Raw genomic sequence first — 18,597 nt, 5'->3', positions numbered from 1 at the left:
TCCTTCTCTCAGAGGGTGAATGCAGCGTGCCGACGGTTGAGGTCCGCCGTTGTCGGGTGTGTTTGTGAAACCTGGATCAGCGCGCCATCGAGAATGGCATCAAGCGCGGCGGCATCGGGCAGAGCGTCGGTGCCGACGCCGACCAGCATGATGTCGTTTTGAGCCGTCATATCGGCGGGAGCGGGTGTCAGCGCCCAGTCTTGCCCGACCATCTGCAGCAGCGCTGGCGACGCATCACCGGCGATCCGGCATTGTCCTTTGAGGCGCAAAAGCTGCGGCGGCAATGCGGCTAGTGCTGCTGTAAGCTGGCCACGATCGAACGTGCCGCTGCGCCGATACGACCAGCGGTGGAACGCGCTTTCATGATCGACACTGTCGTTCACGGCGGTCGCGGCAAAGCGCGATGTCGCTTTGACCTCGCCGTCCGGCAGGACCGGCAGCGTATCTTCCGTCGTCTCGATGATGTGGATGTCGGGACGCAGCGCCGCGACCGTGGTGCGGGCCGCATCGGCGGCGGTGCGGTTTAGCAGGTCTACCTTGTTGAGCAGCACGAGACTGCAGCGATCGAACTGGCCGCGCACGGTGTCGCCGACGTGACTGTCGATCAGCAGTTTTGAAATGCGGGATGCATCCGCGACCACGATCACAGCATTCAGGCGCAGGCTCGGCTCCACCAGTGCGATCTCGGCGATGCGCCAGGGATCACCGACGCCCGACGCTTCGATGATGATGTGATCGAACGGGATGGCGTCGTCGAGGATCCGGCCCAGCGTATCCAGAAAGCCGCCGCCGATGCTGCAGCAGACGCAGCCATTGGTCAGCGTCATGGTGGTGCCGTCGTGCTGCGCGATCAGGCCGGCATCGATATTCACGGCACCGAAGTCGTTGACCAGAACGGCATAGCGGGCGGAGCCGGTGCGAAGGAGGTGATTGAGATAGGTCGTCTTGCCGGCGCCGAGAAAGCCGCCGACCACCGTCACGGGAATTTTCGCTGATGACGCTGCCGTCATGCCCGTGGCGCCTCCCGCACGTGGCCGCCGACCACGGTGCCCCAGATGGCAATATCCTTGAGCTTCTCCGGCGCGACTTCAAACGGATCTTCATCAAGTACCGCGAAGTCCGCATATTTGCCGGCCTCGATGCTGCCGACGATGTGATCGAGCTTCAGCGTATAGGCGGCGTTGATCGTGATCGCGGCCAGCGCCTGTTCGACGGTCAGCGCTTCGGTCTCCTTGCCGAGCACACGTCCGCTCGACGACACGCGGTTGACGGCACACCAGGCGGTGAACAGCGGGCTCAGCGGCGTCACCGGGGCGTCGGAATGGATTGCGAAGGGAACGCCGACGCGCAGCGCGGTACCGGTGGCGTCGAGTCTGTTGGCGCGTTCCGGACCCATGGTCAGCTCGTAATGCGAGTCACCCCAGTAATAGACGTGATTGGAAAACAAGTTGACACACATTCCGAGCGATTTCATGCGCTTGAACTGCGCAGCATCCGCCATCTGGCAATGCTGCAGCGTATGGCGGTGATCGGGCCGCGGCTTTGCGATCTGCGCGGCCTCGACGGCATCAAGCGCCACTTCGGTGGCTTCGTCGCCATTGGTGTGGATGTGCAGCTGGATGCCCGCATTGTGGTAAGCTGCGACGATGGACGGCAGTTCTTCCGGCGCGATGTACCACAACCCGTTGGGTGCGCCGTTGTGATAACCCGGCCAGCGCAGCCGCGCGGTAAAGCCCTGAATCGAGCCGTCGACCACCAGCTTGACGATGCCATAGTGAAGCTTGTCGTTGTTCGACGCCTTCAGTGTCTTGATCTTCTCGACGCCCTGTTCCGGGCTGTGCGACACCGAGGCCATGGCCGGGACCAGGCGCACCGAGAAATCATCGCGCCGACTTGCGGCGCGATAGACCTCGATTGTCAGGTCAGCAAGATCGTTGTGCAGGTCGGTGATGGTAGTCACGCCCTGAATGCACGACGATGCCGCGTAGCGGTTGACGTCATCGGCTGTGAGATTGCCAGACAGGGGATTAGTGCCGAGCACGCGGAACACGCGAAACCGAGCGGCAATGCCCTGGACTTCGCCGGATGGCTCGCCGTCCTTGCCCATCACGACGCCGGAAATGTTGGTGGTGCGATCGAGCTCGGCGCGCTGCAGCACGATAGTGTTGACGTTGCTGATGTGGAACGATGCATGCACGACCATGATCGGTCGCGTGGTCGATACGCGGTCGAGATTCTGCCGCATCAGGGACACGCTGCCGATATGCAGGGGATCGAAGCCCCAGGCGAAGAGCGGTGCCTCGGGATCGGTCATCGCTGCCTCGGCTTCCTGCAACCGTGCGACGATGGCGTCGATATCCGGCAGGCCCTGGACGAGTTTGCCTTCGGGCGAGCGGCGGTCGAAGGCACCGACATAAGGCAGCGACCACATCATGCCTTCCATGATGTGGCTGTGGCCTTCGACGAAGCCGGGCAGCAGCACCTTGTCCTTGAAACGGTCGTCGACCTTGGCGCCGCTGGTGCCGACGATCTCGTCGAAACTGCCGACGGCGACGATCCGACCTTCGCGCACCGCAACATGCGTGGCGGATGGGCGTGACGGGTTCATGGTCACGATCTTGCGGGCCGAAAAAACAATCGTATCCTGGCTCAATGGACCACCCTCAAAATTCCGTCATCGAAGCGTGAGGCCTCGCATCGCTCCGAGCCAGCGCCAGATCGGATGCACGAATGGGGCCAGTCCCGCGGTGCCGACGGTCCACCTTGGCGCGGCTTTTGCTTAGTATCCTGTTAGGCCCGAAGACGGGTGCGGCTTTGGTTTCGGGATGAGTGTGGAGGGCGCGATGGGTAATCCCGGAGGTTCAGTGAAAGCCGCCCGTGCAGACGGGCGTCCTGCAGCGTCTGGCATTGGGGATGCGCTGTTCTGGGGATCGCTGTTCCAGGGGCTGGACCGGCGCGGTCCCTTCCTGCAGCTCCAGATCCGCCAGTTGATCTGTACCGCCATCGAAGAAGGCCGTCTGGCGCTTGGTGTGCGCATGCCGTCGAGCCGCGAACTGGCCACACTGCTCGAAGTGTCGCGTAATACCGTCGTGATCGCCTATGAGCAGCTGGTCGACCAGAATTTCCTCATTTCGCGCGAACGCAGCGGCTTCTTCGTGGCCGGCCTCCCCAAGCATCTCGGCACCCAGCGCGACGACCGCGCGGCGCCCGACGAGGCCGGCGCCGCGCGCTGGGCCGGGCGCTTCGCAGTGCGGCCGTCGGCCAACCGGAACATCGTCAAGCCGCTCAACTGGCAGGACTATCCGTATCCCTTCATCTTCGGGCAGTTCGATCCAAGCCTGTTTCCGACCAATGACTGGCGCGAAAGTGCGCGCGCCGCACTTAGCGTGCCCGAGATCAACAACTGGGCCCGCGATCTGATCGACGAGGACGATCCGGCGCTGATCGAGCAGCTCCGGCTGCAGGTGTTGCCGCGCCGCGGCGTTCGCGCGCGGCCGGACGAGATCATGATGACCATCGGCGCCCAGCATGCGCTGTATCTGATCGCCCGATTGTTCGTGAAGCAGGGCACCCGGGTCGGCATGGAAGATCCCGGCTATCCCGACGCCCGCAACATTTTCGGTATGCAGACCGACAATATCGTGCCGCTCGCAGTCGACGGCGAGGGCATGGTGCCCGATGCGAACTTCGAGAGCTGCGATCTCGCTTACGTCACCGCAGGTCATCAATGCCCGACCACGGTGGCGATGCCCGAGCAGCGCCGTCTCGACGTGCTGCGCAAGGCAGAGGAGAGCGACATCATCCTGATCGAGGACGATTATGAGAGCGAGCTGATCTCGGAGGGGCCGGCACTGCCGCCGCTAATGAGCCTCGATCGCAACGACCGCGTGCTTTATGTCGGCAGCCTGTCGAAGGCGCTCGCGCCCGGCCTACGGCTCGGCTATGTCGCCGCACCAGCGCCGGTGATCCGTGAATTGCGCGCGCTGCGGCGCCTAATGCTGCGGCATCCACCGCTCAACAACCAGCGCGTTGCGGCGCTGTTCATCGGCCTTGGCCATTACCGCTCGCATCTGCAGCGCGTCTCACGCGTGCTACTGGAGCGCGCACGCATTCTCGATCAGTTGCTGCCCAAGCATCTCGCCGGTTGCGATTTCGTGCGCGGCATCGGCAGCACCAGCTATTGGGTGACATGTCCGGCCGGCTGCGATGCCACCGAACTTGCCACGGCCGCGTTGGCAGAAGGCGTGGTGATCGAGCCGGGCGACGTATTCTCGATGACGAAAGGTACCCATGCCAATTGCTTCCGGCTTGGCTTCTCGTCGATCCGCAATGACCGGATCGAACCGGGCATTGAACGTCTCGGTCGCATCATCGCACGCATGAGCTGACGCGGCTCAGGTCAGCTCGCTCACGCCCTTGACGGCGCTGACGAGGGCAATCGCGCCGAGGCTGATGATCGAGACCTGGCGATGCATTGCGTCGTTGCCGCGCTGGAATGCGATTTCGCCGAATATGGTGCCGAGCCACATCACCGGCAGGCCGAGCAACGACAGGCCGATGGTGTGGACGTTCAGCAGGCCCACGCTGACGAAAGTGATCGTTGCCGTGATCGAGGTCATCAGGAAGAACACCATCAGCGACGCACGCGTTGCCAAGCGTGGCAGCGGAACCGACATATAGTAAGCGACCACCGGCGGTCCGGGCATCGCGGCTAGCCCGTTGAACAGACCGGAGAAGAAACCGGTGATCGACGTCACCGGGCGTGGCGGGATGGCGGGCAACGCGAAGCCGCGGCCCAGCGCGAACACCGCCAGGAGAGTGATCGAACTGATCACCAGCCGCGAGATTGGCGCCGGGATTTCGGTCAGGATCAGGGTTCCCAGCGGCGATCCGATCAGCGCGCCGATCATCAGCCAGCGCAGCGAGGGCCAGTCGCAGCTCTGCGATGCCTTGCGGAAATCGAGCAGGCTGCCGGCAAGCTGCAATCCGATCGCCACCGGAACGGCCTCGGTCGGCGCCATGAACAGGCCGAGCAGCGGCACAGCGGCAAGGGCAAAACCAAAGCCGGTAAAGCCGCGCAGCACCGCGGCGACGAAAATCGAGGCAATCGACAGCAAAACCAGTTTTGGCGTCAGCGCCGCACCGAGATCGCCGATCGCGATCGTCAGGTCATGCATGTCACGTGGGTCCGTCGCTCCGTCATGCCGCCACCATGGCAACATCCGCCAGCCCGGGGAGGGCCAGCATGTCTCAATCTTTGGGCCAGATCGCCGGTGCGAACCGTTCCGCTCTGGACAGGTGCTTCGCCGCAACTGGCCCTAATCGCGTGGCCTGGCCACTGGCAGTTTCACCACCATGGCTGGCACGCGGTGCCACCATTGCTGAAATGATCGAAAGAGCTTTGCAATGTCCGAGCAGCAGACCCAGCGCCACCAGCTTCTCGTCACGCTATTCGAGGCGTTCAACCGTCACGACGCCGACGGCGTCATGGCCTGCATGACCGATGACGTGGTGTTCGATACTGCCGTCGGTTCGGAACTGTATGGCAACCGCATTATCGGCACCTCCGACGTGAAGGCGGCGTTCGAGAAGGTCTGGGGCAGTATGCCGGATGTGAGCTGGACCTGTACATCGCACAGCGTGTTCGGCGACCGCGGCCTATCTGAATGGATTTTCCGCGGAACAGCAGCCAACGGTACGCGGATCGAGGCCGAGGGGTGCGATCTCTTCACGTTCAAGGGCGACAAGCTCTCGCGCAAGAGCGCATTCCGCAAGGACCGACCGCCGCTACCGGCTCAGTCTTGATCGCACCGTGATGGAGGCCGCGCCGATGTCGATTGCGCCCTACGATCAGCACTACGATCCCCTGGTGTCCCCCGGTCCCGGCACCCACCGCGACTACGCCCCGACTTATTGGGCCGCCACGGCAGGAACACCGCCGGACGATGATGGCCCGATCTCGGGCGACATCGATGCCGACGTCGCGATCGTCGGCTCGGGCTATACCGGGCTCGCTAGTGCGATTTTTCTGGCGCGCGAATTCGGCATCAAGGCCGTGGTGCTGGAAGCCAATCGCGTCGCCTGGGGCTGCAGCACACGCAATGGCGGGCAGGGCCAGAACGCGTCGGGCCGGCTGTCGCGTTCGCAGTGGATCGCGCGCTGGGGCCGCGATGTGGCGCTGCGGCTGCACGCGGAAATCCAGGACGGCTTCGAGACCTTCGAGGATCTGATCAAGATCGGAAATATCGATTGTGAACCGCAGCGCGGTGGCCATCTCTATCTCGCGCATCGCCAGCGGATGTTCGAGAAGATCGCAGCCGAGTCGAAGGTCCAGAACGAGGTGTTCGGCTACAAGACACGCGTGCTGTCCGCCGAGGACGTACGCCGCGACTATGTGAACGAGGCAGAATGTGTCGGCGCTGTACATGAGCCGCTGGGCACTGGCGTCCATCCTGCCAAACTCGCTTTCGGCTATCTGCGCATGGCGCGCGAACTCGGCGCCAAGGTGCATCCCGGCAGTCCGGTGCTGGAGATCACGACGCGCAATGGTGTGCATCATCTGCGCACGCCCAGCGGCACCGTGCGCGCCCGCGCGGTTGGCATCGCCACCGGCGCCTATACGTCGCTCGGCCTGACGTCGATGCTGCGTGGCCGCTGCATGCCGATTATGTCCAACTCGATTGTGACGCGGCCGCTTACCGAAGCAGAGCTGGAGGCGACCGGCTTCAAGACCACCGAAGTCATCACCGACACCCGCACGCTGCGCTTCTATTATCGCCGGCTGCCCGACAACCGTGTGCAAATCGGTAGCCGCAGCGCCATCACCGGCGCGGACGCTGCAAATCCGCGGCATCTGCAGCTCCTGATCGACGGGCTGCACCGCAAGTTCCCGGCGCTCAAGGGAATCCAGATCGACTATTCCTGGTGGGGCTGGGTCGATGTCAGTCACGACATGATGCCGCGTATCTTCCGGCCCGATCCTTCGCAAACTCTGTTCTATGCGCTGGGCTACGGTGGCAATGGCGTGTCTTATTCGGCGCAGGCCGGCCGTCGCATGGCCGAGATGATCGCGGGCAAGAACTTCAAGGGGCAGGACCTACCGATCTTCACGTCGCCGCTGCCGACGCATCCATTCTCGCCGTTCCGGCGTATCGGGCAACGCATGCTTTACAAGCTCTACCAATCGCGCGACGAAGCCGCGTAGGTCTTTCTAGCGGTCGCCCAGACATTGATTGTGAGCTCATAGGTCACGGAGCACGCAGGAACAATCGATGTCCGCTTATGCCGCAAAGCGGGCGCTTCGGTCATCGATGCATAATTTGCTTGAGGAATGCACGGGTTCGATCCTGTTTCGGATCCGAGAAGAAATCGGCCGGCGCGCCTTCCTCGATGATCCGGCCAGCGTCCATGAATACCACGCGGTCGGCGACCGTGCGCGCGAATCCCATCTCGTGGGTAACGCAGACCATGGTCATCCCTTCGCGGGCGAGCCCGACCATGACGTCGAGCACCTCCTGGATCATTTCCGGATCAAGTGCCGAGGTGGGCTCGTCGAATAGCATGATCTGCGGCTTCATGCACAGCGCACGCGCGATGGCGACGCGCTGCTGCTGGCCGCCGGAGAGCTGGCTCGGGTATTTATCAGCCTGTTCGGAGATCCGTACGCGCTCAAGAAAATAGCGCGCGATCTCGTCGGCCTCCTGCTTCGTTGCGCCGCGGATCTTGCGTGGCGCGATGGTGAGGTTCTGCAGCACGGTCAGATGCGGAAACAGGTTGAACTGCTGGAACACCATGCCGACATCGCGGCGAACCACGTCGACATTGCGCGTCGAGTGATCGAGCTCGACGCCATTCACCACGATGCGGCCGTCGCGATGTTCTTCCAGCCGGTTAATGCAACGGATCATGGTCGACTTGCCGGACCCCGAAGGCCCGCAGATCACGACGCGCTCGCCGCGCGCCACCGTGAAGTCGATGCCCTTGAGCACTTGGATGTCGCCATACCATTTGGTGACGCCGGACATCTGGATGATCGGCGCGGATGTATCCGCAGGCGCTTGCTCCATGGTGCTCTCCGAAACGTTGCTCATGACGCCATCCAGCCGCCATCGACGAGAATGTTTTCGCCCGTCATGAAAGTTGCCTCGTCTGAGGCCAGAAACAGCGCTGCATTGGCGACGTCGTCGGGCCGGCCCAGCCGCGGCATCGGCGTGCGGCTGGTGGAGTAGTCCATCCAGCGCGGCTCCGCAGCGCGGCCCGGTTTGCCGGTGACGATCTTGCCGGGCGCGACTGCGTTGCAGATGATGTGATCCTTCGCGTAGTCTGCCGCGATCTGCCGCGTCATGTAGACGACCCCGGATTTGGAGGTGCCGTAGGCGATGTCTTCCGGGCAGGCGATCATGCCGTGTTGCGAGGAGATGTTGACGAGGCGGCCGCGGGTCTCATTGCGAATATCCTGCGTCAGCATCTGGTTGACGGCGGCGCGCGACATCAGGAATACGCCAGTGAGATTGACCGCCAGCGTCCTGTCCCATTCGGCGAGGCTGGTGTCGGTCAGACGCTTGCCGGTGCCGATGGCGGCGTCGTTGACGAGCACGTCGAGGCGGCCGTAGCGCGCAACGGTCTGTTGGACGGCGCGGACGGTGTCGTCCTCCGAGGCGACGTCGATCCGGATGAAATCGACCTCATAACCGTCTGCACGCAGCAGCTCCAATGTCGGAGTGCCGCCCTCGCGCACGTCCATGGTGAGATCCGCGAGCATGAGCCTCGCGTCCTCGGCAGCAAATCGGCGGGCGATGGCGCGGCCGATGCCCGAGGAGGCGCCGGTGATCAGAACCGACTTTCCAGCCAGACGTTTGCTCATGCGGGTTCTCCTGCCTGCGGCAACCAGCCGAGATAGTCGCGCGCCGCATCTTCCAGATGAAATTGAGGCTTGAAGCCGGCATCCGCGGCCAGTCGCGCAATGTTCAGCGGCGCACGGTCCTTCGGCAGGCCGTAGATCACGTTGCCCTCCGCCTCGATCTCCGCCATCCGCCAGCGGAATCCGGGCATGTGCGTCGCGATGATCTCGCACCATTGTGGCAGATCGGACAGCACGCCGCCGCTGACGTGATAGGTGTGGTGCTTCAGCGCGTCGGAGGCGCTCACCCTCGCGACGCCGAGGGCAGCGTCACGGGAATAGATCCAATCGCCGGCCATGCTGCGCGGGAGAATCGCTTCACGGCCGTCGAAGGCCATACGGAGCACCTGATAATGCGGGCTCAGCGCATCGCGGACACCGGTCTGCAACTCCCATGGGCCAAAGACCGGCCCGAGCCGAATCACGCGCACATCGAGCTTGTGGAGGTCGGCGATCCGCAGCGCCGCCTGTTCCGATGCAAGCTTTGTGATGCCGTAGAGCGCGGCTGGCGCCGGCGGCGACAAATCCTCCTCGAACAGGCCCGACGCGGCCGGTTGCGAGAAGCCGTACACTGCGACCGAACTGAGCACGGTGACGCGCTTGATGGCGGCCCGCAATGTTACGCGTTCGAGCAGATTGACGGTGCCGCCGATATTGACGTCGACGATCTGGCGCGCAGCGTCATGCTCGCGCTGGGCATTCGGCGTCATCGCGGCGGTGTGGATCACGCGGTCGATGCCGGCCGTGTTCAACGCGCGGTCGACGTCGTCGGCGCTTGTGACATCGCCGGTGACCAGCGTAGCGCCGGCAAGCTCGGCGCGCATCAGCATGTCGTGGCCGGGGGCTGAGAGGTCGAACAAGATAACGGTCTCGCCGTCGGCGATCAGGCGTTCGGCGAGCGCGAGCCCGATGAAACCGCTGCCGCCGGTGATCAGTGTGGCCATGTCAGCGGGCTTTCAGTGCTTGCCGCTCCAGCCGCGCCACCCAGCGCGCGAACGGATACAGGATGACGAAGAAGATCACGGCGGCGGCCATCAGCGGCGTCGGGTTGTAGGTCTGCTCCTGGGCGACGCGGGCTGAGCGCAGCAGTTCAGGCAGCGCGACCAAGGCGGCAATTGGTGTCGCCTTGACGAGTTCCAGCGAATTGCTGGCGAGCGGCGCCAGCACGTTGCGGATCGCCTGCGGCAGCACGATGGAGAACACCACATGCAGCGGCTTGAAACCGAGCGCCCGGGCAGCCTCGGTCTGGCCGTGGGGCACGGACAGGATGCCGGCGCGGAAGATCTCGCCATAGTAGCCGGAATTGTTGAGAACGATGGCCAGCACCGCCGCGGTGAAGCTGCCGAGCGTCAGGCCGAGAAACGGCATGCCGTAGAAGATCAGGATCAGCAGTACCACCACGGGAAACGATCTGAACAGGTCGATATAAATCAGCAGCGCGATATTCACCCAGCGGTTCTTGAAGCTGTACAGCACGGCGATGGCGAGGCCGGCGAGAATGCCGAGCGGCAGCGCCACCACCGCGAGCCAGACTGTATAGATCAGCCCCTGCAGCAGCAGCGGATAGACCCGCAACAGCGACTCCCAGTTGGCGAAATTGTCCAGGAAATCCTGCATGCGATCCGCTCAACGCCCCGTGCTGTAGCGATATTCGATCCACCGGCTGGCGATCACCAGCGGTAGGAAGAAGGTGAGGTAGAACGCCGCGGCCAGCGTCAGCGGCGAGGGATTGGCGACCAGCGCCATCACGCTTTGCGCCTGTCCGAGCGTTTCCGGGAGCGACACGGCGGTGCCGAGCGCCGTGCCCTTGCTGATGGAGATGGCGCGGTTGGTCAGAAGCGGGATCGCGAGGCGAATGGCCTGCGGCAGGATGATGGTGACCAGTGTCCGCAGCCGGCTGAAACCGAGTGCGCTGGCGGCGTCCCATTGTCCGCGCGGCAGTGCCATGATCGCGGACCAGAAGATCTCGGTGGAAAAGGCCGACAGCACCATGCCGAGCGCCAGCACAGTGGTTGCGAAGGGGGACAGCGTCGGGCCCAGATAAGGCAGGCCAAAATAGATGAAGACGATTACGACGAGCTGCGGCAGCGTGCGCAGCACATCCACATAGGCCGTGATGGCAAAATTGACCGGGCGCAGGTTCGCACATCGCACCAGCGCGAGCAGCAGGCCGAACAGCGTGCCGCAGACAATGACGAGCAGCGAGACGATGACAGTCGTGCGGAAGCCCGCGAGCACCTGCGGGAAGGCAGTCGCGATGACCTGGGCGTTGAAGTAGTATTCGACGATCCGATCCATCGGGTCTCCGCTCCAAGCAACTGGATCGGAGCGGTGCCGATCCAGTTCAGGCAGCTATCTTGTCAGAGCAAGTGCCTTACTTGCACTTCGGAACGTGCGAGGTCGGCTCGAAACCCTTGAAGCCGGGAGGGCCGTAGCCGAAATACACGGTGTCGATGGCTGAGCCGGCATCGGGCGTCGCGCCATACCATTTCTCGTGCAGCTTGCGCAGGCGGCCGTCCAACTTCATGCATTCGATGACTGCCTCGACCTTGTTGCGATACTCAGTATCTTCCAGGCGGAATGCATAGGCGAAGTTTCGCCCGTTGAAGTCCTTGAAACCGACCTTGATCGCCTTGTTCTGGCTGGCAGCATAGACTGTTGTCGGGATCTCATTTAGCGCTGTGAAGGCGCGGCGAGTCAGTACGGCCTGCACCGTGTCGGGGAATACATCGTAGCGCTGCACTTCGAAGCCATATTTCTCGGCATTGGCGGTGGCCCAGGTATCCGAGATGGTGCCGCGGTTGACGGCGACGGCCTTGCCCTTGAGATCCTCGAAGCCCTTCATCTCATCGGCGGCGCGGACGATGAAGCCGTTGCCGGTGGAGAATAGCGGCTCGGTATAGAGCATGCGCTCGGAGCGTTCGGCAGTGAGGTTGAGCGGGTTGACGAGGAATTCGGCGCGCTTGGCGAACAGCGCCGCAAATAGGCCGGAGAAATTGATGTCGACGATCTCGACCTTCGGGCGGCCGAGATCTTTGCCGATCTCGTTGATCAGATCCGCACCGAAACCCTCGGGGCCGTTGGGGCCGCGCACCATCCACGGCGCGACGCCGAAGTCAGACGCGACCACCATCGGCTTGTCGGAGGGATGATCGGCTTCCTGCGCGCTGGCGCCGCCGGCGAATGCCGCAGTCGACAGCATCAGCGCGAACAGCCAATCCGTGGGTTTCAGTCTCATGGGGACGTCCTTTCGGGTGCGGATGTGGTGGAGATCAGGGCGTGGGGGGATGGGTGGCCTGCCAGTGACGGGCGATGTCGCCGCGCCGGCAGATCCAGGTGTTGTTGTGTCTGGCGACGTGATCGAGGAAGCGCTGCAGGCCGGCGGCGCGGCCGGGATGGCCGATCAGGCGGGTGTGCAGTCCGACCGACATCATCTTCGGCGCGGTGGCGCCTTCCGCGTAGAGCATGTCGAAGGCGTCGCGCAGATAGACGAAGAAATCATCCGCCGTTGCCATCGCGCCGCGACTGAACTTGGCGTCGTTGTTGGCAAGACCGTAAGGCACCACGAGATGCGGCTTGCCGAGCACACGTGTCCAATACGGCAATTCGTCGTTATAGGCGTCGGAGTCGTAGAGGAAACCGCCTTCCTCGACCACGAGGCGCCGCGTGTTCACGCTCGGCCCATAGCGGCAATACCAGCCGAGCGGACGCTCGCCGGTGGTGCGCTTAAGGCTCTCGACGGTCTTGCGAATGCGCTCGCGTTCGTCGGCCTCAGACAGCAACGGATGTCGCTCCCAGCGCCAGCCATGGGCGCAGACGTCGTAGCCATATTCATTAATGGCGGCGCAGGCTTCGTCGTTGCGTTCCAGCGCCAGCGCGCAGCCCATGACCGTGGCGATCATGCCGCGCTCGGACAGAAGGCGCAGCACGCGCCAGAAGCCTATGCGGCTGCCATATTCGAACATCGACTCGGCGGCGAGGTCGCGGCCCTCGAAGCCGCCACCGCCACCTTCGGTCAGGGCTGCTTCGGTGACGCCGTCGCCATCGGCGTACGACGGCTCGGAGCCTTCTTCGTAGTTGATGCAGAAGTTGAGTGCGATTCTCGCTGCGCCCGGCCATTGCGGATGCGGCGGGGTGCGGCCGTAGCCGACGAAGTCGCGGGTGAGGTGATCATCATGCGGCATCGTTGCGATCCCTATGCGCTCTGCGGCATCACGGCGCGAACGTCGCCTGCGATATCGACGAACACGTCGTCGTCCTGCCGGCCGGTCATGCCCATGGCGACGGCAAATTCCATGGCCGCGCCGAGAACGGTCATGGGATGATGCCAGACATTGCGGGCGAAGGTGATGCTTTGATGTGCTCCGGCGATGAAGCACCGCAGGGTGGCCACATCAGGCAGGCCATCCGGGCCGGCATCGCACACGATCGCCAGGTATTGGCTGCTGCCGAGCGGGATGAAAGTCTGGGCGGAGAACGGATGACGCTCCAGCGTCGTGATTGGCAGGGGCAGGCTGCCGAGCCTGGCGGCGCTGCTGATCCAGAAGGAAAAGGTGGCGGCGTCCTCGGTGCGATCGTCCGATGTCGGAAGATAGCGCCGGCGCACGTCGATCGGTCGCTCGGCTACATCGCCGAAGGCGGCAAAGGCGGCAGGGGACAGCGATTCGGCCGCGACGGTGTGGGAAGCAATGTGGTTTGGCGTCATTCAGGCGGGACATCTGGTTGGTCGGCGTTGCGGAGCGGCTTGATATTCCACTGGTATACCAGTGAACCGCCCATGCTGATTTCAGTCAAGCTGCGAAGCCCGGGAAGCTGCGTCAAATTTGGACGGAGTCCGACAAAATTGCGGGCAGCTGCAGAATTTTCGGACATGCGCCCGCAGGGATTCTGCCTGATCTCGACCTAACCGTGAGGCTCGGGCAGGAAGATCCCGAACCGTTCGAGCAATCCCTGCCGCACATTAGTGAGATGCAGGATCATCGCCTGACGGGCTGCGGCGGCATCACGATCGATGATGGCATCGATAATCGCCAGATGCTCGCGGGTGGCGGGCAGCAGTCGGCCAGGCTGGCGCTCTACATTGCACATCCGGATTTTCTGCCGGATTTCTCCAATCAGCTTCTCAAGCGAGCGATTGCCGCAATGCCGCGCGATCTGGTCATGAATTTCATCGTCGAGGGTCCAGTGAACCGTCCCGGAAACTGTCGACGCAGCAATGATCTTCTCCAGCGCAGCCCTGATCGGTGCAAGGATATCCAGCGCGATGCGGGTCGCCGCAATGAACGTCGCTTCGCTCTCCAGCACCATGCGGAGATGGACCAATTCGAGCAATTCCGCCATCTCGATTGTGCGAACCACCACAGTGCCGTTGGACAATTGCTCGAGCCTGCCTTCGCCCAGCAACCGGCTGATGCCAGCCCGCAGCGGTGTCCGCGAGACTTTCAGCCGCAGTGCAAGCCGGCGCTCTTCGATCACCTCGCCGGGCTGTAGCTGTCGCGACTCGATCAGGTTGTGCAGCTTCAAATAGGTTGCGTCTGTTATGCTGCCATTGGTCCGTGCCGGGCGTTTGCTGGTTGATTTCTTTGCTTTGTTGACAGAAGGCACGGACGTTGCTTTCGACGATTGGATAGAAATGCCGCCATATCGGTAGACGTACGGTACGTTCTCGCCGCTGGTCAAGCCGAAGCTCTGGACGAGCCACCCATTCTCAATTGGTGTCGCCTTTTATGCGGACTTCGCGAAATTCCGCTGTCTTTGGAGCTCCACATGACCGCTTCTGGCGCAAAGCCGCACTCTCCACGACATGGTCGACCATCCATTTTATTCCGGAACCAGCTCTCAGTTTCTTGCGGGTTTGCCGCCGCCACTTGCGGATATATCACGTCCGATGGAGTTGACGTTGCTCCCGCGCCGCGACAAGACCTCATCGCTGTGTCCATCGACGACATAAGGTCGTTTATTGAATGCATCCCCACGAGCTGAACCAGAGAGTATCGCTCGATACAATTCATGTGGCACCCCTACGCTACAGTATCCCGCGACACATGTGCGCCGTAAGACAATTTGGATCCCTCCGGCATAGACAATTACTATCCCGCTGTGCCTGGGTGTGAGAATTGTGTCGATTAGGCCGATATAATTTGCACAAGAGTAAACGCTGCATTCTGCCATCAATCACAGGCGCAATCATCGACGGTCGCTTATGAATCCGGGACGCCGGTGGTTTAAATAATTTTACAGACCCAGCCCGAATCTTCCTGCGCACGTCAACCTATCGACAATTTATCGATATGAAATGCCTGCATCGGACGACGCGTGGCTACGTAACGCGTTGCGCAGGGGCGAGGCAGATTATGGGTGGCGAGACAATACCGCGAGGCTTGTTGTTCGAGCCAGAATACGATTATCGCAGAAATTGCATCAGTTTTGAGTTCTGGAATTGTGGGAAGAGGCAGTCGGCTATCGTAAAGGTCGAGTCGCAGCTGCCTCCAGATATTGCTGTGAGGTTATTCAAGATCGCTTGGCCAAAGCTCTGGCTCAGTGCTGCTTGCACGAAACCGATCGATGGCGTCGTAGAGCTGGATTTCAAGCTGTAACGAAGCCTCTCGGCAGATGCGCTTGAGGCGGTGAGCTTATCGTCAGACCTAAGATCAGCGGACCGGACTCGTCCCATCGCTATCAGATGCAATTGCGTTATCGCGTGCCTGGCGACCGGTGGATGTCGCGGTCCATAAATGGTCGAGTACGAGTGAGCCCGCGTCCTCATCAAATTCCTGTTCATGTGGTGGTGGCAAGGGAGTCGCCTGCAACAGAGCGCGGGCGAACAGATCGGAAGCTTCCTCCCCGCCGACGAAAATGCCGCCGCCTACGGGAATTTCGATCTTCGCATTCCAGCCTGGAGCCGGGCCGACTACTTCCGTCGCCAGGAGCTGAAGTTGACCTGGTGTCAGAAAGTGCGAGCTGCTCAAAGTTCCAATCCCGACGCTAAGTTCAACGCAGTCTCAACTGAAGAAATCTGCTGTATCTGGTGTCACATGAGGCGGGCGATGAATCGTGGCGACGTGGGGAGTATCCAGGGCTGAAGGTGAAGTGAAGCGGCCAGACAATACATCTTCGCCACCGCAATAGGCTGTCAGCACCATCAGACATAGTGCGGTAAAGGCCATGAGAAGAAGTAGAAACTCCGGACTCATCGTTTCTGACTCATCAGTGCGTATTTGGCCAATCGACGCTCGCAGAGGTCTCAACGTAATCGCAATGGTCGCGCATGGGCGACCATATCGGTGGCCCTCAATCAAAATCTCGCAGGCACTTTATAAGTAGAACGTTGGCGCAAAAGTTATTGCTCAACGAAAATTCAGATTTGACGGCTGTCAACTCGCAACGGGTGATGTTGCCTATCCTGCCAATAAGGTCATCTGCACATCGGACGGTATCCGATGTGTGAAATCAGACGATGGCGACCAAAGGACAGGAGAGAATAATGAAGGTGGTGATCCTTGCAGGCGGCTATGGCACGCGCCTCAGCGAGCATACGTCGGTCGTTCCCAAGCCTTTGGTCGAAATCGGCGGGCGTCCAATACTCTGGCACATCATGAAACTCTACTCGCATCATGGTCTGAACGAATTTGTGATCTGCTGCGGCTACAAGGGCTCGGTGATCAAGGACTACTTTCTGAACTATTTGCCGCACCAGGGTGATCTCACCGTCGACCTGCAGCGTAACGACGTCGAGATCCATCGCAATGCAAGCGAGCCGTGGAAGGTCACGCTCGTCGATACCGGCGAGAAGACCATGACAGGCGGGCGATTGAAGCGCGTGAAGGATTATATCGGAAACTCGACGTTCTGTCTCACTTACGGCGATGGCGTAAGCGATGTGAATGTGCAGGAGCTTATCAAGTTCCACCACGAGCAAGGAGCGCTCGCGACGGTGACAGCGGTCCAGCAGCCCGGTCGCTTCGGTGCGATTAATTTGTCGTCAGAGCGTCCACGTGCGGCCCGCTTCCGGGAAAAGGATGCGCGAGACGGGCAGGTGATCAACGGAGGTTTTTTTGTCGTCGAGCCTGAAGCACTCGACGTGATCGATGGCGACAGCACGAGCTGGGAGAACGAACCGTTGGCTCAACTTATCGATCGAGATCAGCTCGCGGTCTATCGACACCACGGCTACTGGCAGAACATGGATACCTTGCGCGACAAGGCCGTCCTGCAGGAGTTATGGGATACGGGGAATCCCCCATGGTGTGTCTGGGATAAAAAATCCACAGCTCCGACGTTCAATGCTGCTCGTATGTCTGATCCGGCATTTGCCGGTCAGACCGCTAAGTGAGGGCGAGATCATGCGCGTCCTATATACAGGAGCTGACGGCTATATTGGCGCAGTACTTGGGCCAAAGCTTCTTAGCAACGGTCATGATGCAGTTGGCATCGACACAGGCCTTTATCGCCGGGGCTGGTTGTTTGATGATGGCTGCACACGGCCAATGGTCATTTCGAAGGACACGCGCCAACTAACGACGACTGATCTTACTGGAATTGATGCAGTCGTGCACCTTGCCGAGCTGTCGAACGATCCTCTCGGCGAGAATGACCCTGGCATGACCATGGAGATCAATCACGAAGGCTCGGTCGCCTTCGCAAAGAAATGTAAGGATGCCGGCGTTCGACGATTTGTCTACGCGTCGTCATGCAGCATCTATGGCGCGTCCGGCGATGAGCTGAAGACCGAGACGTCATCGGTAGACCCGCGCACTGCTTATGCCAAATGCAAAGTTCTAGTTGAGCGCGACGTAAGGGCAATGGCCGACTCGCGCTTCACGCCAGTGTTTCTTCGCAACGCCACGGCATTCGGCGCTTCGCCACGGCAACGTTTTGACCTGGTCTTGAACAACTTGTCCGGCTTCGCATACACCTCTGGAACAGTGCGTGTGATGAGTGATGGGTCGCCTTTACGACCGTTGGTGCATATCGATGATATTTGCCAAGCGATTGTGTGCGCATTGGAGGCGCCCCGCGAAGCGGTGTGGGGCGAGGCCTTCAATGTCGGCGACGAGACGCAGAACTATGCGGTCCGTGACATTGCGAATATCGTCAATGAGACATTCGCCGGCTCCGTATTGACCTTTGGGCCTGCTGGAGCAGACGATCGTAGTTATCGCGTTTCATTCGCAAAGATAAAAGAGCATCTGCCAAGCTTTTGTTGCAAATGGGATGCGCGATTGGGAGCGCTGCAGCTAAAGAGCGTCTTTGAGCGCATTCAGCTTGACGAGAAAGTTTTCAATGCGGCGCCCTTTACGCGATTGGCTGAACTCCGGCATCTGCGGGATACAGAGCAATTGGATCCGCGGCTTCGTTGGACGCCAATGAAGGACATGTTCCCTGCAGTCGCGGCGGAATGACTGCAAACTAACCGCGACGTTTCCGCGCAGTCTGCATGTGTGCACCCTCGTGCCGAGTAGAATAAAGGTATTGCAATCCAGCCGAGTGCGCGATTGTCGATATTGCGAGTGCATAATTTATGCGCGTGTACCCAGATTTATACGGGTCGTCGAAAAGTTCCATTTGATTCAATGAGTTGACACGGGGGCGTTCGTAGGTATTCTTGTTGCATTGCAGAATATTAAAGTGAGCGGCGGTAGAGGGCGCCCGAAGCAGAATTATCGCCGCATAAATTTGGATTACGCATACCAGGGGTT

At 61.2% G+C, this 18,597-nt stretch carries 18 protein-coding genes; 5 read left to right on the top strand and 13 right to left on the bottom strand.

What is annotated here, in order from left to right:
- Positions 1–8: 8 nt before the first annotated feature.
- Both AB7951_RS20940 and AB7951_RS20935 read right to left on the bottom strand, forming a co-directional pair.
- The gene (locus AB7951_RS20940; protein ID WP_439062510.1) at positions 9–1,010 is read right to left on the bottom strand and encodes a CobW family GTP-binding protein; all 1,002 of its coding nucleotides are present in this window, start codon (positions 1,008–1,010) and stop codon (positions 9–11) included.
- Positions 1,007–2,608: an amidohydrolase gene (locus tag AB7951_RS20935; RefSeq protein WP_439062511.1), complete on the bottom strand. Its 1,602-nt coding sequence runs from the start codon at positions 2,606–2,608 to the stop codon at positions 1,007–1,009. Before AB7951_RS20935 ends, AB7951_RS20940 begins: the two co-directional genes overlap by 4 nt.
- Before the next feature lie 235 nt (positions 2,609–2,843).
- Between AB7951_RS20935 and pdxR the strand changes: the two genes are divergently transcribed.
- Positions 2,844–4,388, top strand: coding sequence for a MocR-like pyridoxine biosynthesis transcription factor PdxR (pdxR, locus tag AB7951_RS20930; RefSeq protein ID WP_439062512.1), 1,545 nt, complete (start codon positions 2,844–2,846; stop codon positions 4,386–4,388).
- A 6-nt stretch (positions 4,389–4,394) separates the two neighbouring features.
- Here the strand turns inward: pdxR and AB7951_RS20925 are convergent, their stop codons facing one another.
- A complete protein-coding gene (locus AB7951_RS20925; RefSeq protein ID WP_439062513.1) occupies positions 4,395–5,177 on the bottom strand; it encodes a sulfite exporter TauE/SafE family protein in 783 nt (260 codons plus the stop codon).
- A 229-nt stretch (positions 5,178–5,406) separates the two neighbouring features.
- Here AB7951_RS20925 and AB7951_RS20920 point away from each other — a divergent pair, with 229 nt between their 5' ends.
- Together AB7951_RS20920 and AB7951_RS20915 are read left to right on the top strand one after the other, a co-directional pair.
- Positions 5,407–5,805 carry a nuclear transport factor 2 family protein gene (locus tag AB7951_RS20920; protein ID WP_439062514.1) on the top strand — a complete coding sequence of 133 codons (399 nt, stop codon included), beginning with the start codon at positions 5,407–5,409 and terminating at the stop codon, positions 5,803–5,805.
- 25 nt (positions 5,806–5,830) lie between these two features.
- On the top strand, positions 5,831–7,204 hold the full coding sequence (locus tag AB7951_RS20915) for an NAD(P)/FAD-dependent oxidoreductase (protein WP_439062515.1): 1,374 nt from the start codon (positions 5,831–5,833) through the stop codon (positions 7,202–7,204).
- Between the two features lie 100 nt (positions 7,205–7,304).
- Here AB7951_RS20915 and AB7951_RS20910 read toward each other — a convergent pair whose 3' ends face one another.
- The 10 genes from AB7951_RS20910 to AB7951_RS20865 all read right to left on the bottom strand — a co-directional run bounded on the left by AB7951_RS20910 (position 7,305) and on the right by AB7951_RS20865 (position 15,867).
- Positions 7,305–8,090 carry an amino acid ABC transporter ATP-binding protein gene (locus tag AB7951_RS20910; RefSeq protein WP_439062516.1) on the bottom strand — a complete coding sequence of 262 codons (786 nt, stop codon included), beginning with the start codon at positions 8,088–8,090 and terminating at the stop codon, positions 7,305–7,307.
- Entirely contained in the window at positions 8,087–8,863 is a 777-nt protein-coding gene (locus AB7951_RS20905) for an SDR family NAD(P)-dependent oxidoreductase (protein ID WP_439062517.1), read from the bottom strand. Before AB7951_RS20905 ends, AB7951_RS20910 begins: the two co-directional genes overlap by 4 nt.
- The gene (locus AB7951_RS20900; RefSeq protein ID WP_439062518.1) at positions 8,860–9,843 is read right to left on the bottom strand and encodes an NAD-dependent epimerase/dehydratase family protein; all 984 of its coding nucleotides are present in this window, start codon (positions 9,841–9,843) and stop codon (positions 8,860–8,862) included. The genes AB7951_RS20905 and AB7951_RS20900 overlap by 4 nt, the downstream gene beginning before the upstream one ends.
- 1 nt (position 9,844) lies before the next feature.
- On the bottom strand, positions 9,845–10,516 hold the full coding sequence (locus AB7951_RS20895) for an amino acid ABC transporter permease (protein ID WP_175366944.1): 672 nt from the start codon (positions 10,514–10,516) through the stop codon (positions 9,845–9,847).
- A gap of 9 nt (positions 10,517–10,525) precedes the next feature.
- The gene (locus tag AB7951_RS20890) at positions 10,526–11,197 is read right to left on the bottom strand and encodes an amino acid ABC transporter permease (protein ID WP_439062519.1); all 672 of its coding nucleotides are present in this window, start codon (positions 11,195–11,197) and stop codon (positions 10,526–10,528) included.
- A gap of 76 nt (positions 11,198–11,273) precedes the next feature.
- The gene (locus tag AB7951_RS20885; protein ID WP_439062520.1) at positions 11,274–12,137 is read right to left on the bottom strand and encodes a substrate-binding periplasmic protein; all 864 of its coding nucleotides are present in this window, start codon (positions 12,135–12,137) and stop codon (positions 11,274–11,276) included.
- 34 nt (positions 12,138–12,171) lie between these two features.
- On the bottom strand, positions 12,172–13,083 hold the full coding sequence (locus AB7951_RS20880; RefSeq protein ID WP_439062521.1) for an allantoinase PuuE: 912 nt from the start codon (positions 13,081–13,083) through the stop codon (positions 12,172–12,174).
- A gap of 11 nt (positions 13,084–13,094) precedes the next feature.
- On the bottom strand, positions 13,095–13,604 hold the full coding sequence (locus AB7951_RS20875; protein ID WP_439062522.1) for an ureidoglycolate lyase: 510 nt from the start codon (positions 13,602–13,604) through the stop codon (positions 13,095–13,097).
- 197 nt (positions 13,605–13,801) lie between these two features.
- A complete protein-coding gene (locus AB7951_RS20870) occupies positions 13,802–14,422 on the bottom strand; it encodes a GntR family transcriptional regulator (protein ID WP_439062523.1) in 621 nt (206 codons plus the stop codon).
- Positions 14,423–15,549: 1,127 nt separating this feature from the next.
- Complete coding sequence (locus AB7951_RS20865; protein WP_439062524.1) at positions 15,550–15,867, bottom strand: hypothetical protein; 318 nt, start codon at positions 15,865–15,867, stop codon at positions 15,550–15,552.
- Between the two features lie 515 nt (positions 15,868–16,382).
- On the opposite strand from AB7951_RS20865, the gene rfbF reads away from it, so the two are divergent.
- Together rfbF and AB7951_RS20855 are read left to right on the top strand one after the other, a co-directional pair.
- Entirely contained in the window at positions 16,383–17,231 is an 849-nt protein-coding gene (gene rfbF, locus AB7951_RS20860; RefSeq protein ID WP_439057471.1) for a glucose-1-phosphate cytidylyltransferase, read from the top strand.
- Between the two features lie 10 nt (positions 17,232–17,241).
- Entirely contained in the window at positions 17,242–18,300 is a 1,059-nt protein-coding gene (locus AB7951_RS20855) for an NAD-dependent epimerase/dehydratase family protein (RefSeq protein WP_093760308.1), read from the top strand.
- The last annotated feature ends 297 nt before the right edge of the window (positions 18,301–18,597 follow it).

The sequence above is a fragment of the Tardiphaga sp. 285_C5_N1_2 genome (genome assembly GCF_052076065.1).
Lineage (GTDB): Bacteria > Pseudomonadota > Alphaproteobacteria > Rhizobiales > Xanthobacteraceae > Tardiphaga > Tardiphaga robiniae.
This window is presented reverse-complemented; position numbering and strand designations above follow the sequence as displayed.

What these genes read in the sequence shown, in the direction of transcription:
- AB7951_RS20880 (WP_439062521.1), bottom strand. Translation starts at nt 13,083, where the DNA reads ATGCCGCATGATGATCACCTCACCCGCGACTTCGTCGGCTACGGCCGC.
- AB7951_RS20905 (WP_439062517.1), bottom strand. Translation starts at nt 8,863, where the DNA reads ATGAGCAAACGTCTGGCTGGAAAGTCGGTTCTGATCACCGGCGCCTCC.
- pdxR (WP_439062512.1), top strand. Translation starts at nt 2,844, where the DNA reads ATGGGTAATCCCGGAGGTTCAGTGAAAGCCGCCCGTGCAGACGGGCGT.
- AB7951_RS20855 (WP_093760308.1), top strand. Translation starts at nt 17,242, where the DNA reads ATGCGCGTCCTATATACAGGAGCTGACGGCTATATTGGCGCAGTACTT.
- AB7951_RS20940 (WP_439062510.1), bottom strand. Translation starts at nt 1,010, where the DNA reads ATGACGGCAGCGTCATCAGCGAAAATTCCCGTGACGGTGGTCGGCGGC.
- AB7951_RS20910 (WP_439062516.1), bottom strand. Translation starts at nt 8,090, where the DNA reads ATGAGCAACGTTTCGGAGAGCACCATGGAGCAAGCGCCTGCGGATACA.
- AB7951_RS20875 (WP_439062522.1), bottom strand. Translation starts at nt 13,604, where the DNA reads ATGACGCCAAACCACATTGCTTCCCACACCGTCGCGGCCGAATCGCTG.
- AB7951_RS20900 (WP_439062518.1), bottom strand. Translation starts at nt 9,843, where the DNA reads ATGGCCACACTGATCACCGGCGGCAGCGGTTTCATCGGGCTCGCGCTC.
- AB7951_RS20895 (WP_175366944.1), bottom strand. Translation starts at nt 10,516, where the DNA reads ATGCAGGATTTCCTGGACAATTTCGCCAACTGGGAGTCGCTGTTGCGG.
- AB7951_RS20885 (WP_439062520.1), bottom strand. Translation starts at nt 12,137, where the DNA reads ATGAGACTGAAACCCACGGATTGGCTGTTCGCGCTGATGCTGTCGACT.
- rfbF (WP_439057471.1), top strand. Translation starts at nt 16,383, where the DNA reads ATGAAGGTGGTGATCCTTGCAGGCGGCTATGGCACGCGCCTCAGCGAG.
- AB7951_RS20935 (WP_439062511.1), bottom strand. Translation starts at nt 2,608, where the DNA reads ATGAACCCGTCACGCCCATCCGCCACGCATGTTGCGGTGCGCGAAGGT.
- AB7951_RS20890 (WP_439062519.1), bottom strand. Translation starts at nt 11,197, where the DNA reads ATGGATCGGATCGTCGAATACTACTTCAACGCCCAGGTCATCGCGACT.
- AB7951_RS20925 (WP_439062513.1), bottom strand. Translation starts at nt 5,177, where the DNA reads ATGCATGACCTGACGATCGCGATCGGCGATCTCGGTGCGGCGCTGACG.
- AB7951_RS20920 (WP_439062514.1), top strand. Translation starts at nt 5,407, where the DNA reads ATGTCCGAGCAGCAGACCCAGCGCCACCAGCTTCTCGTCACGCTATTC.
- AB7951_RS20915 (WP_439062515.1), top strand. Translation starts at nt 5,831, where the DNA reads ATGTCGATTGCGCCCTACGATCAGCACTACGATCCCCTGGTGTCCCCC.